At 68.4% G+C, this 20,674-nt stretch carries 20 protein-coding genes; 10 read left to right on the top strand and 10 right to left on the bottom strand.

Annotated features, from left to right (window positions below; translation table 11 throughout):
• Positions 1–32: 32 nt before the first annotated feature.
• Both ACYVGD_RS15475 and ACYVGD_RS15470 read left to right on the top strand, forming a co-directional pair.
• Positions 33–1,052, top strand: a complete 1,020-nt coding sequence (locus ACYVGD_RS15475; protein ID WP_460744681.1) for a DUF2207 domain-containing protein — start codon at positions 33–35, stop codon at positions 1,050–1,052.
• 37 nt (positions 1,053–1,089) lie between these two features.
• Positions 1,090–1,833: a TSUP family transporter gene (locus tag ACYVGD_RS15470; RefSeq protein ID WP_460744680.1), complete on the top strand. Its 744-nt coding sequence runs from the start codon at positions 1,090–1,092 to the stop codon at positions 1,831–1,833.
• A 3-nt stretch (positions 1,834–1,836) separates the two neighbouring features.
• On the opposite strand, the gene ACYVGD_RS15465 is transcribed toward ACYVGD_RS15470, so the two are convergent.
• Positions 1,837–2,913: an alpha/beta fold hydrolase gene (locus tag ACYVGD_RS15465; protein WP_460744679.1), complete on the bottom strand. Its 1,077-nt coding sequence runs from the start codon at positions 2,911–2,913 to the stop codon at positions 1,837–1,839.
• A 45-nt stretch (positions 2,914–2,958) separates the two neighbouring features.
• Between ACYVGD_RS15465 and ACYVGD_RS15460 the strand changes: the two genes are divergently transcribed.
• A complete protein-coding gene (locus ACYVGD_RS15460) occupies positions 2,959–3,552 on the top strand; it encodes a TetR/AcrR family transcriptional regulator (RefSeq protein ID WP_460744678.1) in 594 nt (197 codons plus the stop codon).
• Positions 3,553–3,559: 7 nt separating this feature from the next.
• On the opposite strand, the gene ACYVGD_RS15455 is transcribed toward ACYVGD_RS15460, so the two are convergent.
• Positions 3,560–4,330, bottom strand: coding sequence for a hypothetical protein (locus ACYVGD_RS15455; RefSeq protein ID WP_460744677.1), 771 nt, complete (start codon positions 4,328–4,330; stop codon positions 3,560–3,562).
• Between the two features lie 82 nt (positions 4,331–4,412).
• On the opposite strand from ACYVGD_RS15455, the gene ACYVGD_RS15450 reads away from it, so the two are divergent.
• Positions 4,413–4,898 carry a GNAT family N-acetyltransferase gene (locus ACYVGD_RS15450; RefSeq protein ID WP_460744676.1) on the top strand — a complete coding sequence of 162 codons (486 nt, stop codon included), beginning with the start codon at positions 4,413–4,415 and terminating at the stop codon, positions 4,896–4,898.
• A 179-nt stretch (positions 4,899–5,077) separates the two neighbouring features.
• Here ACYVGD_RS15450 and ACYVGD_RS15445 read toward each other — a convergent pair whose 3' ends face one another.
• The 3 genes from ACYVGD_RS15445 to ACYVGD_RS15435 all read right to left on the bottom strand — a co-directional run bounded on the left by ACYVGD_RS15445 (position 5,078) and on the right by ACYVGD_RS15435 (position 7,404).
• Entirely contained in the window at positions 5,078–5,284 is a 207-nt protein-coding gene (locus tag ACYVGD_RS15445) for a cold-shock protein (RefSeq protein WP_460744675.1), read from the bottom strand.
• Between the two features lie 353 nt (positions 5,285–5,637).
• Positions 5,638–6,837, bottom strand: coding sequence for a peptidoglycan DD-metalloendopeptidase family protein (locus tag ACYVGD_RS15440; protein WP_460744674.1), 1,200 nt, complete (start codon positions 6,835–6,837; stop codon positions 5,638–5,640).
• A gap of 147 nt (positions 6,838–6,984) precedes the next feature.
• Positions 6,985–7,404 carry an arsenate-mycothiol transferase ArsC gene (locus ACYVGD_RS15435; RefSeq protein ID WP_460744673.1) on the bottom strand — a complete coding sequence of 140 codons (420 nt, stop codon included), beginning with the start codon at positions 7,402–7,404 and terminating at the stop codon, positions 6,985–6,987.
• Positions 7,405–7,595: 191 nt separating this feature from the next.
• On the opposite strand from ACYVGD_RS15435, the gene ACYVGD_RS15430 reads away from it, so the two are divergent.
• Entirely contained in the window at positions 7,596–8,612 is a 1,017-nt protein-coding gene (locus ACYVGD_RS15430) for a zinc-dependent alcohol dehydrogenase family protein (protein ID WP_460744672.1), read from the top strand.
• Positions 8,613–8,675: 63 nt separating this feature from the next.
• Here ACYVGD_RS15430 and ACYVGD_RS15425 read toward each other — a convergent pair whose 3' ends face one another.
• From ACYVGD_RS15425 to ACYVGD_RS15415, 3 genes are all read right to left on the bottom strand, one after another.
• Entirely contained in the window at positions 8,676–9,509 is an 834-nt protein-coding gene (locus tag ACYVGD_RS15425) for a hypothetical protein (protein WP_460744671.1), read from the bottom strand.
• 145 nt (positions 9,510–9,654) lie between these two features.
• Positions 9,655–9,825 (bottom strand): hypothetical protein, encoded by a 171-nt coding sequence (locus ACYVGD_RS15420; protein WP_460744670.1) that lies wholly within the window; start codon positions 9,823–9,825, stop codon positions 9,655–9,657.
• A gap of 320 nt (positions 9,826–10,145) precedes the next feature.
• On the bottom strand, positions 10,146–10,964 hold the full coding sequence (locus ACYVGD_RS15415) for a nucleoside phosphorylase (protein ID WP_460744669.1): 819 nt from the start codon (positions 10,962–10,964) through the stop codon (positions 10,146–10,148).
• Positions 10,965–11,011: 47 nt separating this feature from the next.
• On the opposite strand from ACYVGD_RS15415, the gene ACYVGD_RS15410 reads away from it, so the two are divergent.
• Positions 11,012–11,185: a hypothetical protein gene (locus tag ACYVGD_RS15410; protein WP_460744668.1), complete on the top strand. Its 174-nt coding sequence runs from the start codon at positions 11,012–11,014 to the stop codon at positions 11,183–11,185.
• A gap of 135 nt (positions 11,186–11,320) precedes the next feature.
• On the opposite strand, the gene ACYVGD_RS15405 is transcribed toward ACYVGD_RS15410, so the two are convergent.
• Together ACYVGD_RS15405 and ACYVGD_RS15400 are read right to left on the bottom strand one after the other, a co-directional pair.
• Positions 11,321–11,890, bottom strand: a complete 570-nt coding sequence (locus ACYVGD_RS15405) for a TIGR03086 family metal-binding protein (RefSeq protein ID WP_460744667.1) — start codon at positions 11,888–11,890, stop codon at positions 11,321–11,323.
• A 37-nt stretch (positions 11,891–11,927) separates the two neighbouring features.
• Entirely contained in the window at positions 11,928–13,685 is a 1,758-nt protein-coding gene (locus ACYVGD_RS15400; RefSeq protein WP_460744666.1) for a fumarate hydratase, read from the bottom strand.
• A gap of 85 nt (positions 13,686–13,770) precedes the next feature.
• Between ACYVGD_RS15400 and ACYVGD_RS15395 the strand changes: the two genes are divergently transcribed.
• The 4 genes from ACYVGD_RS15395 to ACYVGD_RS15380 all read left to right on the top strand — a co-directional run bounded on the left by ACYVGD_RS15395 (position 13,771) and on the right by ACYVGD_RS15380 (position 20,620).
• Positions 13,771–15,243: a type I restriction-modification system subunit M gene (locus ACYVGD_RS15395; protein ID WP_460744665.1), complete on the top strand. Its 1,473-nt coding sequence runs from the start codon at positions 13,771–13,773 to the stop codon at positions 15,241–15,243.
• Positions 15,240–16,406: a restriction endonuclease subunit S gene (locus ACYVGD_RS15390; protein WP_460744664.1), complete on the top strand. Its 1,167-nt coding sequence runs from the start codon at positions 15,240–15,242 to the stop codon at positions 16,404–16,406. The genes ACYVGD_RS15395 and ACYVGD_RS15390 overlap by 4 nt, the downstream gene beginning before the upstream one ends.
• Positions 16,403–17,113, top strand: coding sequence for an NYN domain-containing protein (locus tag ACYVGD_RS15385; RefSeq protein ID WP_460744663.1), 711 nt, complete (start codon positions 16,403–16,405; stop codon positions 17,111–17,113). The genes ACYVGD_RS15390 and ACYVGD_RS15385 overlap by 4 nt, the downstream gene beginning before the upstream one ends.
• Before the next feature lie 234 nt (positions 17,114–17,347).
• Entirely contained in the window at positions 17,348–20,620 is a 3,273-nt protein-coding gene (locus ACYVGD_RS15380; RefSeq protein ID WP_460744662.1) for a DEAD/DEAH box helicase family protein, read from the top strand.
• The last annotated feature ends 54 nt before the right edge of the window (positions 20,621–20,674 follow it).

Below are 20,674 nucleotides of genomic sequence, written 5' to 3'. Positions count from 1 at the left end.
CCTACTCTCCTGTAGGCAACGAAAGGGCGGACATGACAACGTTCCTCGTGATCGCCGTCATGGTGATCATCGGGTTGATCGTCTCGCGCGGACTCACCGGCGGCGGCACGGGCAGGCGGCTCATCAGCCGCCACGACCACGTGTACGCGGAGGTCCCGCCGGGCGTCATCCCGCCACGCGCGCTCGAGGCGCCCACGCGCAAGGCGACGTCCGCCGACACCGGCGTCGTCGTCGCGGTGCGGTTCGAGCCGCCGCAGGGCGTACGCCCCGAGGAGGTCGGCACGCTGACGCAGGCGAAGATGGCGTCCACCGACATCGCCGCGGCGATGGTCGCGCTGGCTGTCGACGGGTTCGTCCACCTGCGGCGCGTCGAACCCCAGGGCCGCGGCCTTCTCGGCAGCCCCAAGCCGCAGTGGCTCGTCACGCTGCGCCGCCAGGCCACGGAGCAGGAGGTCGGCACCTATCGCGCCGTGCTGCTGCAGGCACTCGCCGCGCTCGGCCGCCCCGCCACGCTCACCGAGCTCAAGCCAGCGATCTCCGGGGCGCTCCCCCGGCTTCGCGCCGACATGGACAACGACCCGCAGCACCACGCCTGGTATCCCAACCGCGGTCGGTTCTCGATGATCGGCAACCGCGAGCGCTCGGCCCTGGGCACCGCCCTTCGCTACCAGTCTGCGGGCTTCCGCGAGTTCCTCGCCACCGCCGACGGCAACCGGCTGCGGTTCGAGGCCGGCGCCGGGCTGTTCAGCCGCTACCTGCCGTGGGCCGTCGCGTACGGGATCACCGCTGAGTGGGTGAAGGCCTTCCAGGAGGCCGCCGCCATGGCCGACCCCCAGATGGTGTCGGTGTGGGCGACGGATCTGGCCTGGTACGGCGACTTCGGCAGCCTCGAAGACCTGTCGTTCGACGGCTTCGGTGAGGCCATGGCCGGCTTCGGCGACGCCCTCGGCGACCTCGCCGACGGCATCGGCGACTTCGCCTCAGACGTGGGAGACGCGGGCGGCGACGGCGGCGGAGACGGGGGCGGCGACGGCGGTGGCGGCGGAGACTGACCCGCAGAGCGGATGGGGCACACGGCATGATGGACGGGTGACCCTGTTGCTCGTCGCGGCACTGGCCGTGCTCGTCGGAGCGACGCTGCAGCGCGTCTCGGGCACGGGTGTGGGCCTGGTCGTGGCGCCGACGCTGTCGGTGCTGCTGGGGCCCGCCCACGGCGTACTCGTCACGAACGCCGTCGCGACCGTGTCGGGGTTCCTCATCATGCTGACGGTGCTGCGCGACGTCGACTGGGGCCGGTTCCGCTGGATCATCGCGGCTGCGGTGCCGGGCGCGGTCGCGGGCGCGTGGCTGGTCCACGAGCTGCCCGCCGCCTGGCTGCAGCTGATCATCGGCGGCGTCGTCCTGGTGGCGCTCCTCACATCGGTGGCGCTGCCGGACCTGCCGGAGGTACGCGGCCGCGTACCGCTGGCCACGGCGGGCCTGGTCGGCGGCCTGTTCAACACCACCGCCGGTGTCGCCGCACCAGCCATGGTCGTCTACGCACGCGCCAGCCGCTGGGACCAGAAGTCGTTCGCCGCAACCCTCCAGCCGACGTTCATGTCCATGGGCGCGTTGTCGGTCGCGCTGAAGACGGCCATGTCACCGAACGGTCTCGCCGGACTTCCGCCCTGGTGGGTCCTGCCCGCCGTGGTGGCGGTCGTGCTGACAGGGGCGTGGCTGGGTGGCCGGCTGTCGGCCCGCGTACGCCCCGACCAGGCCCGCGCCCTCGCGCTCACCCTCGCCGGGGTCGGCGGCGTGGTCGCGGTCGTGAAGGGCCTGCTCGGGATCCTCTGACCGTCAGCGCGCGGCAAGCTCGCGCAGCAGCGCGACGAACCTCTTCGGGTCCTCCTGGTGGAACTCGTGCCCGGTCTCGACCTTGACGAACCTCACACCGGGGATGAGTGAGCGGGCCCGCTCCGCCTCCTCGTACCCCATGGCCGCCATGAGGATGCCCTGGTCGTCGTGGGCCACCTTCGTGTGGACCAGCACCGTGGGCCCCTTGATGGCCTTCAGCGTCGCCTCCTCGTCGAAACCGTCGTTCCACGTGCCGGTGTAGAACGTGTCACCGAAGCGTGGGTCGTAGTGCTGCATCATCGCGTTGCCGCGGTCGAACTGCGGCGCGAACCAGACACTGATGGGCTTGTTGGGATTCTTCGCGTGCTGGCGCAGCCCCTCGTCGATGAACGATTTCTCCCCGCCCTTGAAGAACCGCCACATGCGCTGGTGCTCCCACTGGTACGCGGCCCAGTCCGTCGAGCCCGACGCGAGGTAGTCGTGGCAGCTGGTCGCGAGGTCGACGTAGTTCCACGTCGTCGCGGCGCGCGGCAGGGTCGTGGTGAACAGCGGGGGGTCCTCCAGCAGCGTGCCGCGTACCTGCGGCTGCGCGTGGCCCGCCAGCCAGCTCGCGAGCACGCCGCCCGACGAGTGCCCTGAGACGTACGCCGGCTCACCGATGACCTCGCGCATGAACCCGGCGAGCTTCTCGCCGTGGGCCACCACCGAGTACAGGGCCGGATCGTGGTCGGACCGGCCGTGCCCGAAGACGTCGACGACGTAGACGTGGAAGTCCTTCGCCAGCTCGGGCATGACCGACCCGTACGCCCGCCAGTCGCCGCTCTGGCCGTGGATCAGCAGGAGCGGCGGCCTGCCGTTCGCGGGGCCCTCCGCGTAGTGGACCACCGCCCCGTCGACCCGCGCGTCCTTCTCGACGTAGCCCGCCGAGCGCGCCGCGTCGGTGGCCCGGTCGAGCGCCGAGTGCTCCCAGGCGAGCCATCCGGCCACTCCTCCCGGTGCGACCAGCGCGAGGGACACCGCGCCGATCGCGATCCGTCGCGTCCATGTGCGCCACCGGCGGCACCCACCTTCACCAGTCATGTGACTGATAATACATGGAAGAGAATGTCCCAGGAAGGAGGGCCCATGCCGAAGGTGGTCGACCACGACGCACGTCGACGTGACATCGCGAACGAGGTGATCCGGAGTGCGGCGTCCCGCGGCATACCGGGCGCGAGCATGCGCGCGGTTGCGGCAGCCATGGGGCTGTCCCTGGGCGCCGTGCAGCACTACTTCCCCAACCAGCAGGCGATGCTCGCCGCGGCAACGGCCGAGTTGGGGCGCCGGCGCGAGTCCCGCACGCGGGCCGCGCTGATGGGGCTCGGACACCCGCCCTCGGAGCGCGACATCCTGCGCGCTGCGGCGCTCTCGGGCATCCCGATGGACGACGAGCGTCGCAGGGAGTCCCTCGCCGAGATCGCCTTCCTGGGCCTGGCCGTTGGCGGCGACCCCACCTCCGCCGCGGGCGTCGCGGGGCTGACGGACTTCTTCGCCGGCCTGATCTCGGCGGCCGCCGCGCGGGGTGCGGCGGGCGAGGGCATCGACCCCCACCACGAGGCGAGGACACTGTGGGCCCTGACGAGCTCGGCTGCCCAGGGCCTGCTCGTGGGTGCCGCCGATCCCGAGCGGGTCGTGGCCACCCTCGACTACTGGCTCGACCGAGTCGTCCCCGCACCCTGACCCCCTGTCAGCGCAGGGAGGCGATCATCTCCCGCCACTGCGGGTTGACCAGCCCCATCAGCTCGGCCCAGCGCGTACGCCACTCCGCGCCCGGGTTGGCCGCACGCGCCATCTCGCGCGTGACCGGCTCGAACACCCAGAACAACAGCTCGGTGATGTCGGTCGTCCGGTCGTCGCGCAGGTCGCGGTCACCGGCGCGTACGCGGTAGTTGAGTTCGTCGCCGTGGGTCTCGATCCACGGCTGGGCGTCGTCGCGGGCGATGACCCCCGGCAGGTAGCCGTGTGGCTGCCCCGCGTCACGGGCGAGCCGGCCGGCGAGCTCGTCGATGACGGTCACGACCTCGGCGGGGTTGGGCCAGCCGACGAACCCCGAGCGGTCGGACGCGTCCAACCAGCGCAGGTGCCGCTCCAGCCACGACTCTTGACCGAGCTCCATGAGGTAGGCCCACCGGTCGCGCGCCGCGTCGTCGCGGTAGCCCTCGCCGGGCAACCGCGTACGCTCCTCCCACCGCCGGGCGAGCTGGTAGGTCGAGTCACGCAGCGCCCAGAACGTCAATGTGCCGACCTCGCGCGTCTCCCAGCGCCACACCATGCGGCCGTGGTCGAGCAGCGTGTAGTGGAGCACGTCGTCGGCGAGCTCCCAGAACGGCTCGCCGTCGGGGGCGTGGTCGCGCTGCGGGACGGCTGGCCGCTCGCCGGTCGCCTGCTCGATGGCCTCGGCGGCCCGGGCGAGCTGGCGCTCCACCCTGGCCGGTGCGAGACCGCTCCGTCGGACCACGTCGCCCCCTTCGTCGTGTCCGCCCAGTCTCGTGCATCGGCGTGCCATCCGTCACGCACATCAGCGGCCATATCGTGGGCGCATGATCCGGCCAGCCACGCGCGAAGACCTGCCCGCCATCGTCGAGCTGTACAACCACTACGTCCTCGAGACGATCGCCACATTCGCGATCACCCCGCTGACGGTCGCTGACCGCGAGGAGTGGTTCGCCCGGTTCGCGCCGGACGGCCCCCACCAGTGCCTGGTCGCGATCGACGACGACGGGTCGCTGCTGGGCTACGCGTCCTCGGGTCCGGCGCGCCACCTGGAGGCGTACGACGCCTCGGTCGAAGTGTCGGTCTATCTGTCGGCCGAGTGCACGGGGCGCGGCATCGGTCGCCAGCTGTACGCGGCGCTGTTCGACCGGCTGCAGGGGGTACACCGCGCGTACGCGTGCATCTCCCTGCCCAACGAGGCGTCCGTCGCGCTGCACCGGAAGCTGGGGTTCCGTTCGGTGGGGCGCTGGAGCGAGGCCGGGCGGAAGTTCGGCCGCTGGATCGACGTCGAGTGGATGGAACTGAGGCTCTGACCCCGGAGCTGAACCTCCGACCCAGGCGGCGACAGGCCCCCGCGTACGACAGGCCGAAGACTCCACAACAGGAGTTGCACCACCTGTGGTGAAGTTTCCGGCCCTGTTGTGGCTCCCACCCCGGGAAACGCAGAACCGCCGCCCCGGAGACCGGGACGGCGGTTCGTGAGATCAGTACGTCAGTTGATGACGGTGATGTTGCTCGCCTGCAGGCCCTTCGGGCCCTGCTCGACGTCGTACTCGACCTTGTCGTTCTCGTTCAGCGAACGGTAACCGGTGGAGTTGATCGCCGAGAAGTGGGCGAACACGTCGGCGGAGTTGTCGTCGGGCTGGATGAAGCCGAAGCCCTTGTCAGCGTTGAACCACTTCACAGTGCCAGTAGCCATGATTGTTCCTCTTTCAAAAGGGTCTGGAGGAGTCGGATGACTTGCTCCTGTTGCTCGCAAACGCCTTCTGGATGAAGAACCGCTGGGGTGTTCCCGAACTGCTACCGCTAAGTATCAAGTACCGAGCAACGACTTCAGACTACGCCCCCGCCGGCGGAAAACCTAGTCGGGGTCGATATAAGTCGATTTGTTCACCCGGTGTTCACCTGCGGGCGGCGTGGCGCGTCACCCGCCGGGCGGTTCCCAGAACGGCCGATACGGAGAATCCCCGGCCCCGAAGCCCTCCCACACGGTTCTCCCGTGAACGCGGCGTGGCCCCGGATCCGAGGATCCGAGGCCACTGCAGGGGTCGGTCACCGACCAGGGTTGCGAGAGGTCGCGATGGCGCCGACGCCGTAGGACGTGCCGTTCTCGACGGTCCTGGGGATCTCGAGCGACAGGCCATTGGAGCAACGCACGACGCCCCAGTGGAGGTGGGGGCCGGTCGAGTTGCCGGTGTTGCCCGACAGGCCGACCTGGTCGCCGACGACGACCCTGTCACCGGCCTTGACGTCGACGCGGCTCAGGTGACCCATCACGGTGCAGCGGTCGTTGCCGTGGTCGATGACGACCTTGTAGCCGTAGCCGTAGTTGTCCCACCCGGCGGTGCGGATGACTCCGGGGCCGGTGGCCAGCAGGCGCGTGCCGACCGGCGTACCGAAGTCGATGGCGTGCTTGTTGTAGGGGCCGAGCGTCGCGTTCGCGGCGCTGTGGCTCCAGCTCGGGTCGCTGGAGAACGGGCCCTGGGTGATCGGGTAGGAGGCACCGTTGGCGAACGGCAGATAGAACTGGCCGGTGAAGGGGTACTGGTAGCCCTGTCGCGGCTGGGGCGGCGTGGTGGGCCGCGGCGCCGTGGTCGGCCGGGCCGGCGCGTCGGTGCAGGTGGGGACACCTTTCAGCCGGCCGTTCGTGCCGGTGTCGACCCAGCCGTCGGAGACGTAGCCGCGGCCCGGGATGCGGTCCCACAGGTTCGTGCGCCCCCAGCGGCCGTCGCCCCAGTCGCCCTGCACCTGGCACTCGATGTCGATGCGCTCGCCGGGCTGGGCCCAGCCGGTGCGGGCGACGTTCAGGCGGGGCTGCGGGTTGACCGACAGCGGTACGCCGCCCGTGGCGATGACGCCCTTGCCGACGCGCGCGACCTGGCGCTTCTTGGTGGCGGTGGTGCGGGCGTTGCAGTCGGGCACGCCCGCCAGGCGACCGTTCGTGCCGGTGTCGATCCAGCCGTCGGACACGAAGCCGCGGCCCGGCACCTTGTTCCACAGGGTGGTGCGGCCCCAGCGGCCATCGACGGCCTGGCCATCGACCTGGCACTCGATGGTGATGCGCTCGCCGGGGCGCAACCAACTGACGCGCGTACCCGTACGCGGCTGGGAGTTCACGGCGAGGGAGTAGCCCACCGTGGCCACAGTGCCGGCACCGTTGGCAGCCTCGGCGGAGGGAAGGGCGGCAACCGTGCCACCGGCGACGACGGTGGCCGCGGTGGCGGCGAGGACGACCTTGGTGACGCGCTTCATGGCGGGTTCTCCTGGGGCGGCGGATAGGGCGACGACTCGAAGTTAGGTCGCCGATGCGCCCAGGGGAACGACTTGTTCGACGGATGATTCCGGCGGAGATTTCCGGGCCCCACGCGGCCCGGACGAGCGTCCGAGCTGGCCGCGGCGTCAGTCGCCGGTCAGCTTCACCTCGAGGTGGCGTACGCGGGCCGAGATGTCGTCGCGGATGATCCGCATGCGGTCCGCCCCGTCGATGCCGCGCTCGCTGGGCTCGTCGGTGTCCCAGGTCTCGATGATGCCGCGCATGCCCGGCACCGGGTCGACCTTCGCCTCGCGGCCCAGGACGACGACGCGGTCGGCGCGGGCCAGCAGGTCGGGGTCGATCGGCTTGCAGTACTCGCCATCGACCGACGCGCCGACCTCGCGCAGGCTCGCCACAGAGTCGGAGTTGAGGTGGGAGCCCGGGTTCGTCCCCGCGGAGTGGACCTCGATCCGGTTGCCGGCGAGCTGGCGCATCAGCGCCGCCGCCATCTGGGACTTGCCCCCGTTCTTCACGCACACGAACAGCACGCACGGCTTGGTCTGCATGAGGGCCAGTGTCCCACCGCGCCCCGCCGCGCGGGCGGGGGACCGGTCAGCGCCGCAGCGCAGCCGCCACGACAGGCCGAAAGTGCCACAACAGGCGTTGGCCGGCCTGTCAAGGCGCTTTCGGCCTGTTGTCGCGCAGCGGGGTCGCGCCATGGGTGCAGGATGGAAGGGACCACACAGCAGGAGGAATCATGCGAGCCACCGTCATCCACGGCCCTCACGACATCCGCGTCGAGGACCGCCCCGATCCCACCGTCGTCGAACCCACCGACGCGGTGATCCGCACCGTCGCCGCGTGCGTCTGCGGCTCCGACCTGTGGCGCTACCGCGGCGTCGCCGAGGTGGCGAAGCCGACGCCCATCGGCCACGAGTACGTCGGGATCGTCGAGCAGGTCGGCGCCGACGTGACAACCGTCCGCGAGGGCCAGTTCGTCGTGGGCGGGTTCCTGCACAGCGACAACACCTGCCCGGTATGCCTGACCGGCATGCACGCCAACTGCCTCAACGGCGGCGGCTACGACGGCTGCCAGGCCGAGATGATCCGCGTCCCGAACGCCGACGGCACGCTGCTCGCGACGCCCGAGATCCCGGACCCCGACCTGGTGCCGAGCCTGCTCGCGCTGTCCGACGTCATGGCCACCGGCTGGCACGCCGCCGTGTCCGCCGGCGTAGGCGAGGGCTCGACCGTCGCGGTCGTGGGTGACGGTGCGGTCGGCCTGTGCGGCGTCCTCGCTGCGCGCGAACTCGGCGCCTCCCGCATCATCGCCATGAGCCGTCACGAGCCCCGCCAGCGGCTCGCCCGCGAGTTCGGCGCCACCGACGTCGTGGCCGAGCGCGGCGACGAGGGCATCGCCAGGGTCCGCGAGATGACCGGCGGCATCGGCGTCGACTGCGTCCTGGAGTGTGTCGGCACCCACGACTCCGTCGACCAGGCTCTCCAGTGCGCCCGACCCGGCGGGCAGGTCGGCTGGGTCGGCCTACCCCACGTCACCGACATCGACCAGACCCACATGTTCTGGCGCAACGTGGGCCTGCGCGGCGGCATCGCGCCCGCGCGCGCCTACCTACCCGATCTGCTCGAGCGCGTCCTTTCGGGACGGATCGAACCGGGCCGGGTCTTCGACCTCGAGCTCCCCCTCGCCGAGGTCGCCGAGGCGTACGCTGCCATGGACGAGCGGCGCGCGATCAAGGTGCTCGTACGCCCCTGACGATCAACGCGTCTGCGCCGCTCTAGCGCTGGGCCTAGAGGGGCGCAGACGATCTCATCGAGGTCAGCCGAGGGTGACGCCGGCGAAGGCGTGGTACGCCACGACGACAAGCGCGAGGCCCGCCACGGCGGCGCACAGCGCGGTCGAGCCGGTCCGGAACGCCGGCCCGCCGTGGTCGTGCCTCTTCGCGTACGGCACGCCCATGGGCGCGAACACCAGCGCCGTCGCGGGACCGGCGACCACCAGCGGCAGGATCTTGGCCGGGTAGCCGATGACCAGCGCGAACACGAGGTAGACCACGGCGATCGCCAGGGTCGCGGCGATCCAGGAGTAGAAGCAGATCGCGCGCCAGCGGCCGATGTCGGGTGCGTGGCGCCCGGCCTCGCGACCCATGAGCGTGGCGAGCCAGAACATGCCGGCCACGCCGATCGGGATGAGCACGAACGCCACCAAGGACGGCAGGCCCAGGCCCTCGATGACGACCGCGGTGTCGCCGCCCGGGATGGGGCTGATCATCAGGTAGCCGAAGAAGTTCTGCATCGACGCCAGCCCGACCCACGTGCCGAGCAGGCGGCCGAAGCCCTGCGCGAGCCCGCGCGTGCCGAAGAACACGGCGGCCCCGAACACGATGGAGAACAGCGGGCCCGCCGACGCGGTCAGCGCGTGGGCGGCGGGGCCGAGCTCGCGCAGCGGCGAGCTGTCGATGGCGCGCACCCGGGCGCCGACACCGAGGGAGACCTGGGCGACGGCGTGGGCGTACTCGTGGAGGATGACGGAGATGAAGACCGCCGCGACGGCGGCGAGAGTGTTGCGGACGGTGAGGGTGCGGACCGACTCGTGGCCTGTCGCGGTGTCGGACGGGGCGGGCATGACGGCGTCGGCGGGGACGGTGGCCATAACGGACTCCTGTGGGTCGGGCGATGCGGTCGGGCGAGCGTGACGCGGCGAGCGTAACCACCGGTCCGGTTCACCCCCGGCCCGTCGGCTCGTGCGGCCTCGATGGTTGGATCGCCCGACCGGCGCGGATGTTCCGCGCGAACGCTCAGCCGCGGCCCACCATCGCCAGCAGGCGGTCGACCGGCGCGTCGGAGCGCGGCGTACGCGGGGGCGCGAAGATGCCCGCCACGCCGCCGGCCTCCACCCGCGGGCCCTCGTACGCCCGGCACGCCTGCCGGGCCTCCGAGCCCGACTTCGACTGCCCCGGCCGCAGCACCCTCGGCCTGCTCGTCCCAGACCTCGACACCATCCATCACCAGACTCTCTTAGTCGTGGCGACCGAAACAGTACCGATCATGGACGCCGACGGGATGCCCCGCGAGTGCAGTCACCGATCCAGATGGCAACTGGATCTGGCTCTACCAAGGATGAGGCCCCTGTGCCTCTGCCCCCGAGGACGCGCGCTCATCGGCAGAGTCGGATGCTCACACACTTGGGGATCGCTCCCCCGTCACTCGCGCGATCTTTCGAGTCAGCGCACAATAATCGCCCTCAGGAGTGGGGCCTGGGAAACCCGAGTAGCGGCAGAAGCGGATGTCACAACGGTCGAGCGTCTGGCGCGTCATGGGCGGCCTGTTCGTCGATTCGCAGCGCTGCGCCTATGGCCAGCTCGAGCATGTTGTCGCGGACTTCATGCTGGTTCCTCCAGTTGCGCTGGTCCCAGTCCTCGCCGCTGAGATCGTCGCCGGCATAGAGGAGCTGGGCCAGTGGCCGACCTCGGAACCGGGCAACGGCCGCGATGGACGCGGCCTCCATCTCCACCGAGATGCAGCCCTCGTCCCGGCGACGCGCGATCTTGTCCGGGGTCTCACGGAAGAAGGCATCGGTCGTCCACGTTCGGCCTTCGACAAAGGCGATGCCGTGCTCGGACAACACGTCGCGCAGCGCTGAGACCGCGTCGGCATCCGCATCAACGATGCGGCCCGGCGGCAGATAGTGATGCGACAGGCCTTCGTCACGCAACGCTGAGGTCGTCAGGATCAGGTGCCCGACCGTGAGGTCCTTGCGCAGGCTCCCGGCCCCGCCGCAGGCGACGAAGGAGCGACAGCCGAAGGCGATCATCTCCTCGACGAGGCTTCCCGACGCGGGTCCCGTGACGGGCATGGGGACGAGGCCCACGCGCTGGCCCCCGACCTGCACCTCATACAGCGGGTGCGGCCCGTCCTCCCACCGGTTCTCCACGACCTGCCGGCCGCCCAGACGATCGACCACGCGAGCAACTGCGTCATGGAACCAGGTCAGGACGCAGGCGCGGGGAACGTCCATCTGGGTCCTGACGTCACTTGGCACGATGAAGGCCGCCCGGTTCTCGTCGAAATCGAGCAGCGGGCTGATCTGCCGCTGGAGCTCATCCATGGGTTAACCCCATCAGCCACTTGCCGGAGGCAGCAAGTCTCTTGCTCGTGGGCGTACTCGTGGAGGATGACGGAGACGAAGACCGCCGCGACAGCGCCGAGGGCGTTGTTGACGGTGAGGGTGCGGACCGGCTCCCGGACGGTCACGGTGTCGATCGAGCGGGCAAGGTGGCGTCAGCCGGCACGGTGGCCATGCGGTTCCAGTCGGTCGAGCGGGCCTGACGCGAGCGTAACCAGCGGTCGGGCCGTGTCCCCACGGGGGGCCGATTGGACTGTCTGGCCCACGATCGTTGGATTGCTAGACGACCGAAGATGTTCCTATCGGGCTCGATCGGCAGGTCAGGCGCGATCGGCAGGTCAGGCGCGCCCCACCATAGCCAGGAGGCGATCGGCCGGATCATTGGAGCGCGGCTCGCGGGGCGGCGCGAAGATGCTCTCGACGCCCCCGGCCTCCACCCGCGGGCCCTCGTACGCCCGGCACGCCTGCACGCACACCGGGTCGAGCTCTACGTCGATCCCCGCGCCCGTGGCGATGTCCCATGCGTGGACGGTCAGGTCGACGAGCATCTGGCAGGCGTACTCCCCCACCGTGCACGGCCCGTACGACATGCCGATCTCGCGGTCGTCGTCGTTGACGACCAGCCACGAGGCCAGCGACTCGGTGATCGCCGCCTGCCACGCCGACACCGGCGCCTCGCCCAGGACGTCGCCGTCGTACGCGTCGCCCACCTGCTCCATCGTCTCGCCAGCCAGCAGGCGTGGCGCCCACAGGTGTTCGGCGGTGACGTGGTTGACCACGTCGCGCACGCTCCACCCCTCGCACGGCGACGGGTCGTCCCACGCCCCGTCGGGGATGCGGGCGATCACGTCGCCGCAGAGCTTCGCGGCCCGCGGCAGGAGTGGGCGTGCTTCGACGCGTTGTGTCATGGCTCCTCTTCTCGCTTCGCTCGCCCGGAGAGCGGGGTCAGCGACCCTCGCCCCGGGCGTTGTCGTACGACCCAACCTCGGCGGGGGCCGAGTCGAGATCGGGACGCGTGCTGATCGTGAGGGCGATGGGCTTGTTGACGTCGGCGAAGAAGTCGTTGCCCTTGTCGTCGACGACGATGAACGCCGGGAAGTCCTCGACCTCGATCTTCCAGACGGCCTCCATGCCGAGCTCCTCGTACTCGACGATCTCGACCTTCTTGATGCAGTCCTGGGCCAGTCGCGCGGCCGGGCCGCCGATCGAGCCGAGGTAGAAGCCGCCGTGGGCGTTGCAGGCGTCGGTGACCTGCTTGGAGCGGTTGCCCTTGGCCAGCATCACCATCGAGCCGCCCGCGGCCTGGAACTGGTCGACGTAGGAGTCCATGCGGCCGGCCGTGGTCGGGCCGAACGAGCCGGACGCCATGCCCTCGGGCGTCTTCGCCGGGCCGGCGTAGTAGACGGGGTGGTCCTTCATGTACTGCGGCATCTCCTCGCCGGCGTCCAGGCGCTCCTTGATCTTGGCGTGGGCGATGTCGCGGGCCACGATCAGCGTGCCGGTCAGCGACAGACGCGTCTTCACCGGGTGCTGGGTGAGCTCGGCGAGCACGTCCTTCATCGGCTTGTTCAGGTCGATCTTCACCGCGGCACCCTTGCCGGTGCCCGAGACGCCGGCCGACTCCTCGTCCATGTCGGCGGGCACGTGGTCGGGCATGTACTGCGCGGGCTCGAACTCCAGCTGCTCGATGAACACGCCCTCGGGGGTGATCTTGCCGAGGCACTGGCGGTCGGCCGAGCACGAGACGGCGATGGCGACGGGCAGCGAGGCGCCGTGGCGGGGCAGGCGGACGACGCGTACGTCGTGGCAGAAGTACTTGCCGCCGAACTGCGCCCCGATACCCAGCTGGCGCGTCAGCTCGAGGACCTTCTCCTCCATCTCCAGGTCACGGAAGCCGCGGCCGGTCTGTGCGTTGCCCGTGGTGGGCAGCTCGTCGAGGTATTTCGCCGACGCGTACTTCGCCGTCTTCAGCGCGAACTCCGCCGACGTGCCGCCGACAACGATCGCCAAGTGGTACGGCGGGCAGGCCGCGGTGCCGAGCGAGCGGATCTTCTCCTCGAGGAAGGACATGATCTTGTCGGGGTTCAGGATCGCCTTCGTCTCCTGGTACAGGTACGACTTGTTCGCCGACCCGCCGCCCTTGGCCATGAACAGGAACTTGTAGGAGTTCTCGTGGCCCTTGATGGTGTCGGCGTACAGCTCGATCTGCGCCGGAAGGTTGCAGCCGGTGTTCTTCTCCTCGAAGAACGTGACCGGAGCGTTCTGCGAGTAGCGCAGGTTGAGCTTGGTGTACGCGTCGAACACGCCGTGGGCCAGCGGCTCCTCGTCGACGCCCTCGGTGAGCACGTGCTGGCCGCGCTTGCCCATGACGATCGCGGTGCCGGTGTCCTGGCACATCGGGAGTACGCCGCCCGCGGCGATGTTGGCGTTCTTGAGCAGGTCGAGGGCCACGAACTTGTCGTTGTTGGAGGCCTCGGGGTCGTCCATGATCTTCTTCAGCTGCGCGAGGTGGGCCGGGCGCAGGTAGTGGGCGATGTCGTGCATCGCCGTCTCGGCCAGCAGCTGCAGCGCGGACGGCTCGACCTTGAGGAACGTACGCCCGTCCGGGCCCTCGACGGTCGAGACGCCCTCGTCGGTGAGCTTGCGGTAAGGGGTCTTGTCCTCGCCGATCGGCAGCAGGTCCTCGTACACGAATTCCGTCATCGTTCCTCCAGTGGTTCCGGTTCGGAGCCCATCTTTCCACCGCGGGCGAACACGCGCAGGCACGGTCCCGGATAGGGTCGCCCTCGTGATCACCGGGGAACTGCGCAGCAAGATCGACCGCATCTGGGACGCCTTCTGGTCGGGCGGCATCTCGAACCCGCTGGAGGTCATCGAACAAATCACCTACCTGCTGTTCCTGCGCCGGCTCGACGCGCAGCAGACGGCCGCAGAGCGCCAGGCCAACATCACGCGGACCCCGATCCAGAACCCCCGGTTCCTGCCGGGTCAGGAGCACCTCCGGTGGAGTGATTTCAAGGATCTGCCGGCGAAGGAGATGCTGGAGCGCGTACGCGACGAGGTCTTCCCGTGGCTGCGCGCGCTCGGGCAGTCGCCCTCCGGTGACGACTCGACCTACTCCGAGCACATGCGGGACGCCCGGTTCACAATCCAGAAGCAAGAGCTGCTCAGCAAGGTCGTCGACATGGTCAACGACCTTCCGATGGACGACCGCGACACCAACGGCGACCTGTACGAGTACCTGCTGTCGAAGATCGCCTCGTCCGGTGTGAACGGCCAGTTCCGTACGCCACGCCACATCATCGAGCTAATGGTCTCCCTCATGAATCCGGGCCCCGAGGACCGAATCTGCGATCCCGCCTGTGGCACCGCGGGCTTCCTCGTGGCGGCGTCGGAGTCCATCCGCGAGCGGTTCCCGCTGGAACGCATGTCGCCCACCCAGCGCCAGCACTTCCACGGCTCGATGTTCCATGGCTACGACTTCGACTCAACGATGCTGCGGATCGGCAGCATGAACATGCTGCTCCACGGCATCGAGCGGCCCGACATCCGCTACCGCGACTCCCTGTCGGACGGTGCGGTGGGTGACTCCGCGTCGTACTCGCTCATTCTCGCGAACCCGCCGTTCGCTGGTTCGCTGGACTTTGAGACCACGTCGCAGGACCTGCTGCGCGTCGTGAAGACGAAGAAGACCGAGTTGCTGTTCCTGGCGCTGTTCATCCGGTTGTTGCAGATGGGTGGTCGCGCCGCGGTGATCGTCCCCGACGGCGTCCTCTTCGGGTCCACCAAGGCCCACAAGGAGCTGCGGAAGTCGCTCGTCGAGGACCACAAGCTCGACGCGATCGTGAAGCTGCCGTCCGGCGTGTTCAAGCCGTACGCCGGGGTGTCCACCGCCATTCTGTTCTTCACCAAGACCGGCGTCGGCGGGACGGATCACGTGTGGTTCTACGATGTACGCGCCGATGGTTTCTCCCTCGACGACAAGCGGAATCCCATCGAGGCCAACGATCTGCCGGACGTCCTCGAGCGCTGGAAGGAGCGGAACGGCACCGAGCGCCAGCGCGCCCGCACCGACCAGTCGTTCTGCGTGCCGAAGTCCGAGATCGTCGATCAGAACTATGACCTGTCCATCAACCGGTATCAGGAGATCCAGTACGCCGAGGAGGAGCATCGCCCGCCGCTGGAGATCATCACCGAGATCGAGGCGATGGAGGCCGAGATCCAGCAGGGCCTCGCGGAACTCAAGGGGCTTCTTTCGTGAGCCAAGTTCCACTGCACCAAGTATTGAGCTTTGCCGGGACGCCAGAGAAATTCACGCGACCAGACAACGAAACTCTGGTGACGCTTCGCCTCCGGTGCGGCGGCGCAGTTCGCCGACAGATCAAGGAAGGCAAGGCCCCGGCTCCCTTCACCGGATACCGCATCCGTCAAGGCCAGTTCATCTACTCCCGGATCGACGCGCGCAACGGAGCATTTGCCCTTGTCCCTGAAGAACTCGATGGCGCAGTCGTCTCCAAGGACTTCCCGGTCTTCGATGTCAGTAAAGATCTGGAGCCCGCCTACCTCCTGCACTTCCTGAAGTCGGGCCGACTCCAACAGGCCATTCGAATTAAGAGCCTCGGGGCAACCAATCGCCAGCGAATCAGCGAGGAGTCACTGCTGGGTTTCCGCATTCCCCTCCCCTGCGACATCGGCGAACAGCGCCGCATCGCCGCGATCCTCGACAAGGTGGATGCCTTGCAATCCACCCGTAGCGCCGTTCTGGATAACTGGGCGAGTCTGCGGGAGAGCGAGTTTGATCACCAGTTCAACGACTCCGGCCGTTACGGCCAGATCGCGCTGGGGGAGGTGGCCACACTCGCCTCGGGTAAGAGTCTGGCGGCGGACCACGCTGTTGCGGATTCCCCATATCGAGTGATCAAGATCAGCGCTGTCACCACGGGAGTGTTCAAGCCTGACGAATCCAAACCGCTTCCGCCGGACTACGTTCCTCCAGCCAGCCATCTCATCAAGGACGGCGACCTGCTGATGAGCCGTGCCAACACGGCCTCACTCGTGGGCGCGTCAGCGCTCGTGAGCAAACCTCCCGCGAACCTGGCGCTGCCGGACAAGGTCTGGCGATTCGTATGGCGGTCCCCGGACAGCGTGCCGGTTTTCTACCACGCGCTTTTGGGATCAGCGCCGGTTCGCCGAGCTCTCACCCGCATGGCTGGCGGCACCGGAGGTTCCATGAAGAACATCAGTCAGGAGAACCTGCTAGGCCTCATGATCCCTGACGTTCCCTACAGCGAACAACGCGAGTTTGCGGCCAAAGCGGAAGCGATCGACCGCCAAAGGGAAACAGCAGAGCTGAATGCGCGAGCACTCGCCGACCTCACAGGCAGTCTTCGGGCACGGGCCTTCAGTGACGGGCTGCGCTCATGACCGACAACCGAGGCGCCCAGCGGCCGACGGCCAACGTATACATCGACGGATTCAACCTCTACCGCCGGCTCCTCGAAGACCACCCGGAAGCCAAGTGGCTGGATCTTGAAGTCCTGTCCGAACGCCTGCTCCCCGAGTATCGGATCAATCGCGTTCGTTACTTCACGGCCCATATCAAGGCTCTTCCGGGCGCAGATGCCCAGTCCCCGCAGCGCCAGCAGGCCTATCTTCGTGCGCTCGCGACGTTGCCGCGGACGACCATCCATCTGGGGAACTTTCGCATCGACCGCCGGTTGATGCAGTGCCATCCGACCGAGTGGCTGCCGGATGGCACCCCGAAGACGGTCAAGGTGAAGAAGATCGAAGAGAAGGGTTCTGATGTCGCTCTCGCCAGCTACCTCCTGCTGGACGCCCACCGAGACGACGCGCATCTTTACGCGGTCCTTACCAATGACTCCGATCTGGTGACACCGCTGCACATGGTGCGCCATGACTTGAACCGGGACACCGCCCTCATCTCCCCCATGGAACCCAAGAGAGCCAGCAACCAGCTCAAGCAGACCCAGCCGACCATCCGGCGACAGGTCACCCTCGCGGACACAGTCGCTTGCCAGCTGCCCGACGAGGTTCAGGACGCCAAAGGCACGATCCGCAGGCCCTTAGCCTGGAAAAATTCCGAGGGCCCCGCCGATGACGAGGCCCTCTAACCGGCAGCCGAGGCCAACCGGGGGTGTGTCTACACAATACACAGCGGCACGATGACAACGCACATCAGCCCTGGGTGATCCGTGGCTGACTTTCCACAGATTTCACGCCCTCGCACTTCTACGGCCCCGCCATCCCTAGAGTGACCTGCAGAGCCCGCAACCCCAGGAGCGACTGCCATGTCGAACTTCGCCTTCCTCGCCCCCACTGGATGGACGGACATCCAGGATGCCTGCATGAGCGCGGAAGCACTGATGCATACGGATCCGCGCAGTGCCTGCATGAACAGCCGCGTGGCGGTGGAACTCCTGGTCAATCATCTCTACGACGTACGCAACCTCCGACGACGCGGAACCAGACTCGCCGACCTCGAGTCCGGCTCCCAGTTCCGCCAGCTGGTCGGCGCCGCTCTCCGCCCCAAGTTCAAGCTCGTCCGGCTCAACGGGAACAAGGCCGCCCACGGCGACGCGGTCACGCCCGCGATGGCCGAGTCGTCCCTCCGGGAGCTTCACCACATCATGGTCTGGGCGGCCCGTCACCAGTCCACGGTGCCGGACGAGATCCCCACCCAGGTAACCTTCGACCCCCAGCGCGTGGGACAGGTCGCCCTGCTCAACCGCGCCCAGGTCCAGGCGCTGCTGGACCGCCAACACGCCGCGTACCAGGAACACCTCGACCAGACCTCCGCCGAACGTGACCGCGAGCTGGAAGAGCTCCGCGCCCAGATCGAGGCGGCACAGGCGGCTGCGACCCAGCCGGACACCCACGACTACGACGAGGCGCGCACGCGTACCGACCTCATCGACGCACTCCTGGCCGAGTCCGGCTGGCAGCTCGACCAGCCGCGCGACCGCGAGTTCGAGGTCAGCGGAATGCCGAACCAGCAGGGAGTCGGCTACGTCGACTACGTCCTGTGGGGTGACGACGGACGTCCGCTCGCGGTGGTCGAGGCCAAACGCACCAGCCGCAGCGCCCACGAGGGCCAGCAGCAGGCCAAGCTGTACGCCGACTGCCTCGAGGACCAGTTCCAGCAACGGCCGGTGATCTTCTACACCAACGGGTACGAGACCTGGATCTGGGACGACGCGCTGGGCTACCCGCCGCGCGAGGTGATGGGCTTCCCCACCCGCGACGAGCTCAGCACATGGGTACGCCGACGCCAGAACCGCCGGCAGCTGGAAACCCAGACCATCAGCAACAGGATCGTCAACCGGGGCTACCAGCAGGAGGCCATCAAGCGGATCGGCGAGGCGTTCGAGAACCACCGGCGCGGCGCCCTGCTCGTCATGGCGACCGGCACCGGCAAGACCCGCACCGCCATCGCGCTCGTCGACCTGCTCATGAAGGCGGGTTGGGTGACGCGTACCCTCTTTCTCGCCGACCGCACCGCGCTCGCCAAGCAGGCCTTCCGGAGCTTCCAGACGTTCCTCAACGAGCCGGTGGTCAACCTCCTCGAGGACCGCACGGCCACCGGTCGCGTCTACGTGTCGACCTACCAGACGATGATGAACCTCATCGAGGAACCCGCGGACGGCCGGCGCTTCAGCCCGGGCCACTTCGACCTCGTCATCATCGACGAGGCCCACCGTTCCGTGTACGCCAAGTACGGCGCGATCTTCCGCTACTTCGACTCCCTGCTGGTCGGCCAGACCGCCACCCCAAAGAACGAAGTCGACCGCAACACCTACCGCCTCTTCGGGCTCGAGGACGGCATGCCGACCGATGCGTACGACCTCGAGGAGGCCGTACGCGAAGGCCACCTCGTGCCGCCGCGGGGCGTTGCGACCGGGACGCTGTTCCTGCGGGACGGCATCCGCTACGAGGACCTGCCCGAGGAGGAGCGCGACGCCTGGGACGAGATCGAATGGGGTGAGGACGGGCCGCCCGACGCCATCTCGTCGGAGGAGATCAACCGCTCGCTGTTCAACACCGACACCGTCGACAAGGTCCTCGGCACCCTCATGGAGGAGGGCTACAAGGTCGCCGGCGGTGACCGCATCGGCAAGACCATCATCTTCGCCAAGAACATGCGGCACGCCGAGTTCATCGAACAGCGGTTCAACGCCAACTGGCCCGAGTACGGCGGCACGTTCGCCCGACGGATCGTCCACGGCGAGTCGTACGCGGCGTCCCTCATCGACGAGTTCAGCCAGCCGGATCACGAGCCGCACATCGCGATCAGCGTGGACATGCTCGACACGGGCATCGACATTCCCGAGGTCGTCAACCTCGTCTTCTTCAAGCTGGTGCGCTCGAAGTCGAAATTCTGGCAGATGATCGGTCGCGGCACGCGCCTGTGCCCTGACCTGTTCGGCCCGGGAGAGCACAAGCAGGACTTCCTCGTGTTCGACTTCTGCGGGAACCTCGACTACTTCAGCCAGAACCTGCCCGGGTCGACCGGCTCGGTGCAGCGGTCGCTGGGCCAGCGCCTGTTCGAGACCCGCGTGGAACTCGTACGCCAGCTCGACCGCGCCGAAGACTTCGCTGGGCGCGACGAGCTCCGCCGGGACACCGCGGAGACCCTGCGTACCTTCGTCACCGGCATGAATCCCGACAACATCCTGGTACGCCCCCACCGAGCCGCGACCGAAACGTTCTCCGACCCGTCGGCCTGGGAGGACCTCACCGATGAGCGGGTCGAAGAGGCCTTGGCTCTGGCCGGGCTGCCCTCCCAGGAGCAGGACGTCGACGAGGGGGCCAAGCGCTTCGACCTGCTGATGCTCGGGCGCATCCTCGCCCAGGTGACCGGCGACGTCGACACCGCCGAACGGATCCGCGTCACCGTGCAGCGAACGGTCGAGAAGCTGCTGTCCCTGATGACCATCCCCGCGGTCCAGGACCAGGCGGAGCTCATCGGGGCCGTCGCGGGCGACGAGTGGTGGGTGGACGTGATGGTGCCGATGGTGGAGGCTGCTCGACGAAAGCTGCGGGGACTGATCGGGTTCATCGAACGGTCGAGCAGCAACCCCGTCTACACCGACTTCGAGGACACGTTGATCCGGTCGCGAGACGTCGACCTGCCCGGGGTCACCTCAGGAATCGACCTCGAACGGTTCCGCGCGCGAGCCACAGAGCACCTTCGTGCTCACGACGACAACATGGCCCTGCAGCGCCTGCGACGCAACAAGCCGCTGACCGACGAGGACCTGGAGACACTCGAGCAGCTCCTCATCGCGTCGGGCGGACAGCGCGCCGACATCGTCTGGTGTGCCGAGAGGCAGGGCGGTCTGGGCGTGTTCGTCCGCTCGCTCGTGGGCCTCGACCATGCCGCGGTCACCGAGGCGTTCGCCGACTTTCTGGACGAGAACCGCTACACCGCGGATCAGATCCGCTTCGTTCGGACGATCATCGAGGAGCTCACCGCGAACGGTGTGATGGGTCCGGATCGCCTCTTCGACTCCCCGTACAACGACCGGCGCATCCCGTTCGAGGATGCCGAACTCATCACGCTCACCGGTCGCCTTCGCGAGTTCGAGGAGACCGCAGCAGGGACCAAGGACACCGCCTGACCCTCACGCGTGACTGCGATCGACCTGACTGGGCATATCGCGCCATCGTCGGAC

The organism is Mariniluteicoccus endophyticus (genome assembly GCF_054780035.1).
Note: the sequence above shows the minus strand (reverse complement) of the source record. Positions and strands in the feature narration are given on the sequence as shown.

What these genes read in the sequence shown, in the direction of transcription:
- ACYVGD_RS15465 (WP_460744679.1), bottom strand. Translation starts at nt 2,913, where the DNA reads ATGACTGGTGAAGGTGGGTGCCGCCGGTGGCGCACATGGACGCGACGG.
- ACYVGD_RS15430 (WP_460744672.1), top strand. Translation starts at nt 7,596, where the DNA reads ATGCGAGCCACCGTCATCCACGGCCCTCACGACATCCGCGTCGAGGAC.
- ACYVGD_RS15475 (WP_460744681.1), top strand. Translation starts at nt 33, where the DNA reads ATGACAACGTTCCTCGTGATCGCCGTCATGGTGATCATCGGGTTGATC.
- ACYVGD_RS15380 (WP_460744662.1), top strand. Translation starts at nt 17,348, where the DNA reads ATGAGCGCGGAAGCACTGATGCATACGGATCCGCGCAGTGCCTGCATG.
- ACYVGD_RS15425 (WP_460744671.1), bottom strand. Translation starts at nt 9,509, where the DNA reads ATGGCCACCGTCCCCGCCGACGCCGTCATGCCCGCCCCGTCCGACACC.
- ACYVGD_RS15450 (WP_460744676.1), top strand. Translation starts at nt 4,413, where the DNA reads ATGATCCGGCCAGCCACGCGCGAAGACCTGCCCGCCATCGTCGAGCTG.
- ACYVGD_RS15385 (WP_460744663.1), top strand. Translation starts at nt 16,403, where the DNA reads ATGACCGACAACCGAGGCGCCCAGCGGCCGACGGCCAACGTATACATC.
- ACYVGD_RS15460 (WP_460744678.1), top strand. Translation starts at nt 2,959, where the DNA reads ATGCCGAAGGTGGTCGACCACGACGCACGTCGACGTGACATCGCGAAC.
- ACYVGD_RS15435 (WP_460744673.1), bottom strand. Translation starts at nt 7,404, where the DNA reads ATGCAGACCAAGCCGTGCGTGCTGTTCGTGTGCGTGAAGAACGGGGGC.
- ACYVGD_RS15405 (WP_460744667.1), bottom strand. Translation starts at nt 11,890, where the DNA reads ATGACACAACGCGTCGAAGCACGCCCACTCCTGCCGCGGGCCGCGAAG.
- ACYVGD_RS15445 (WP_460744675.1), bottom strand. Translation starts at nt 5,284, where the DNA reads ATGGCTACTGGCACTGTGAAGTGGTTCAACGCTGACAAGGGCTTCGGC.
- ACYVGD_RS15440 (WP_460744674.1), bottom strand. Translation starts at nt 6,837, where the DNA reads ATGAAGCGCGTCACCAAGGTCGTCCTCGCCGCCACCGCGGCCACCGTC.
- ACYVGD_RS15400 (WP_460744666.1), bottom strand. Translation starts at nt 13,685, where the DNA reads ATGACGGAATTCGTGTACGAGGACCTGCTGCCGATCGGCGAGGACAAG.
- ACYVGD_RS15415 (WP_460744669.1), bottom strand. Translation starts at nt 10,964, where the DNA reads ATGGATGAGCTCCAGCGGCAGATCAGCCCGCTGCTCGATTTCGACGAG.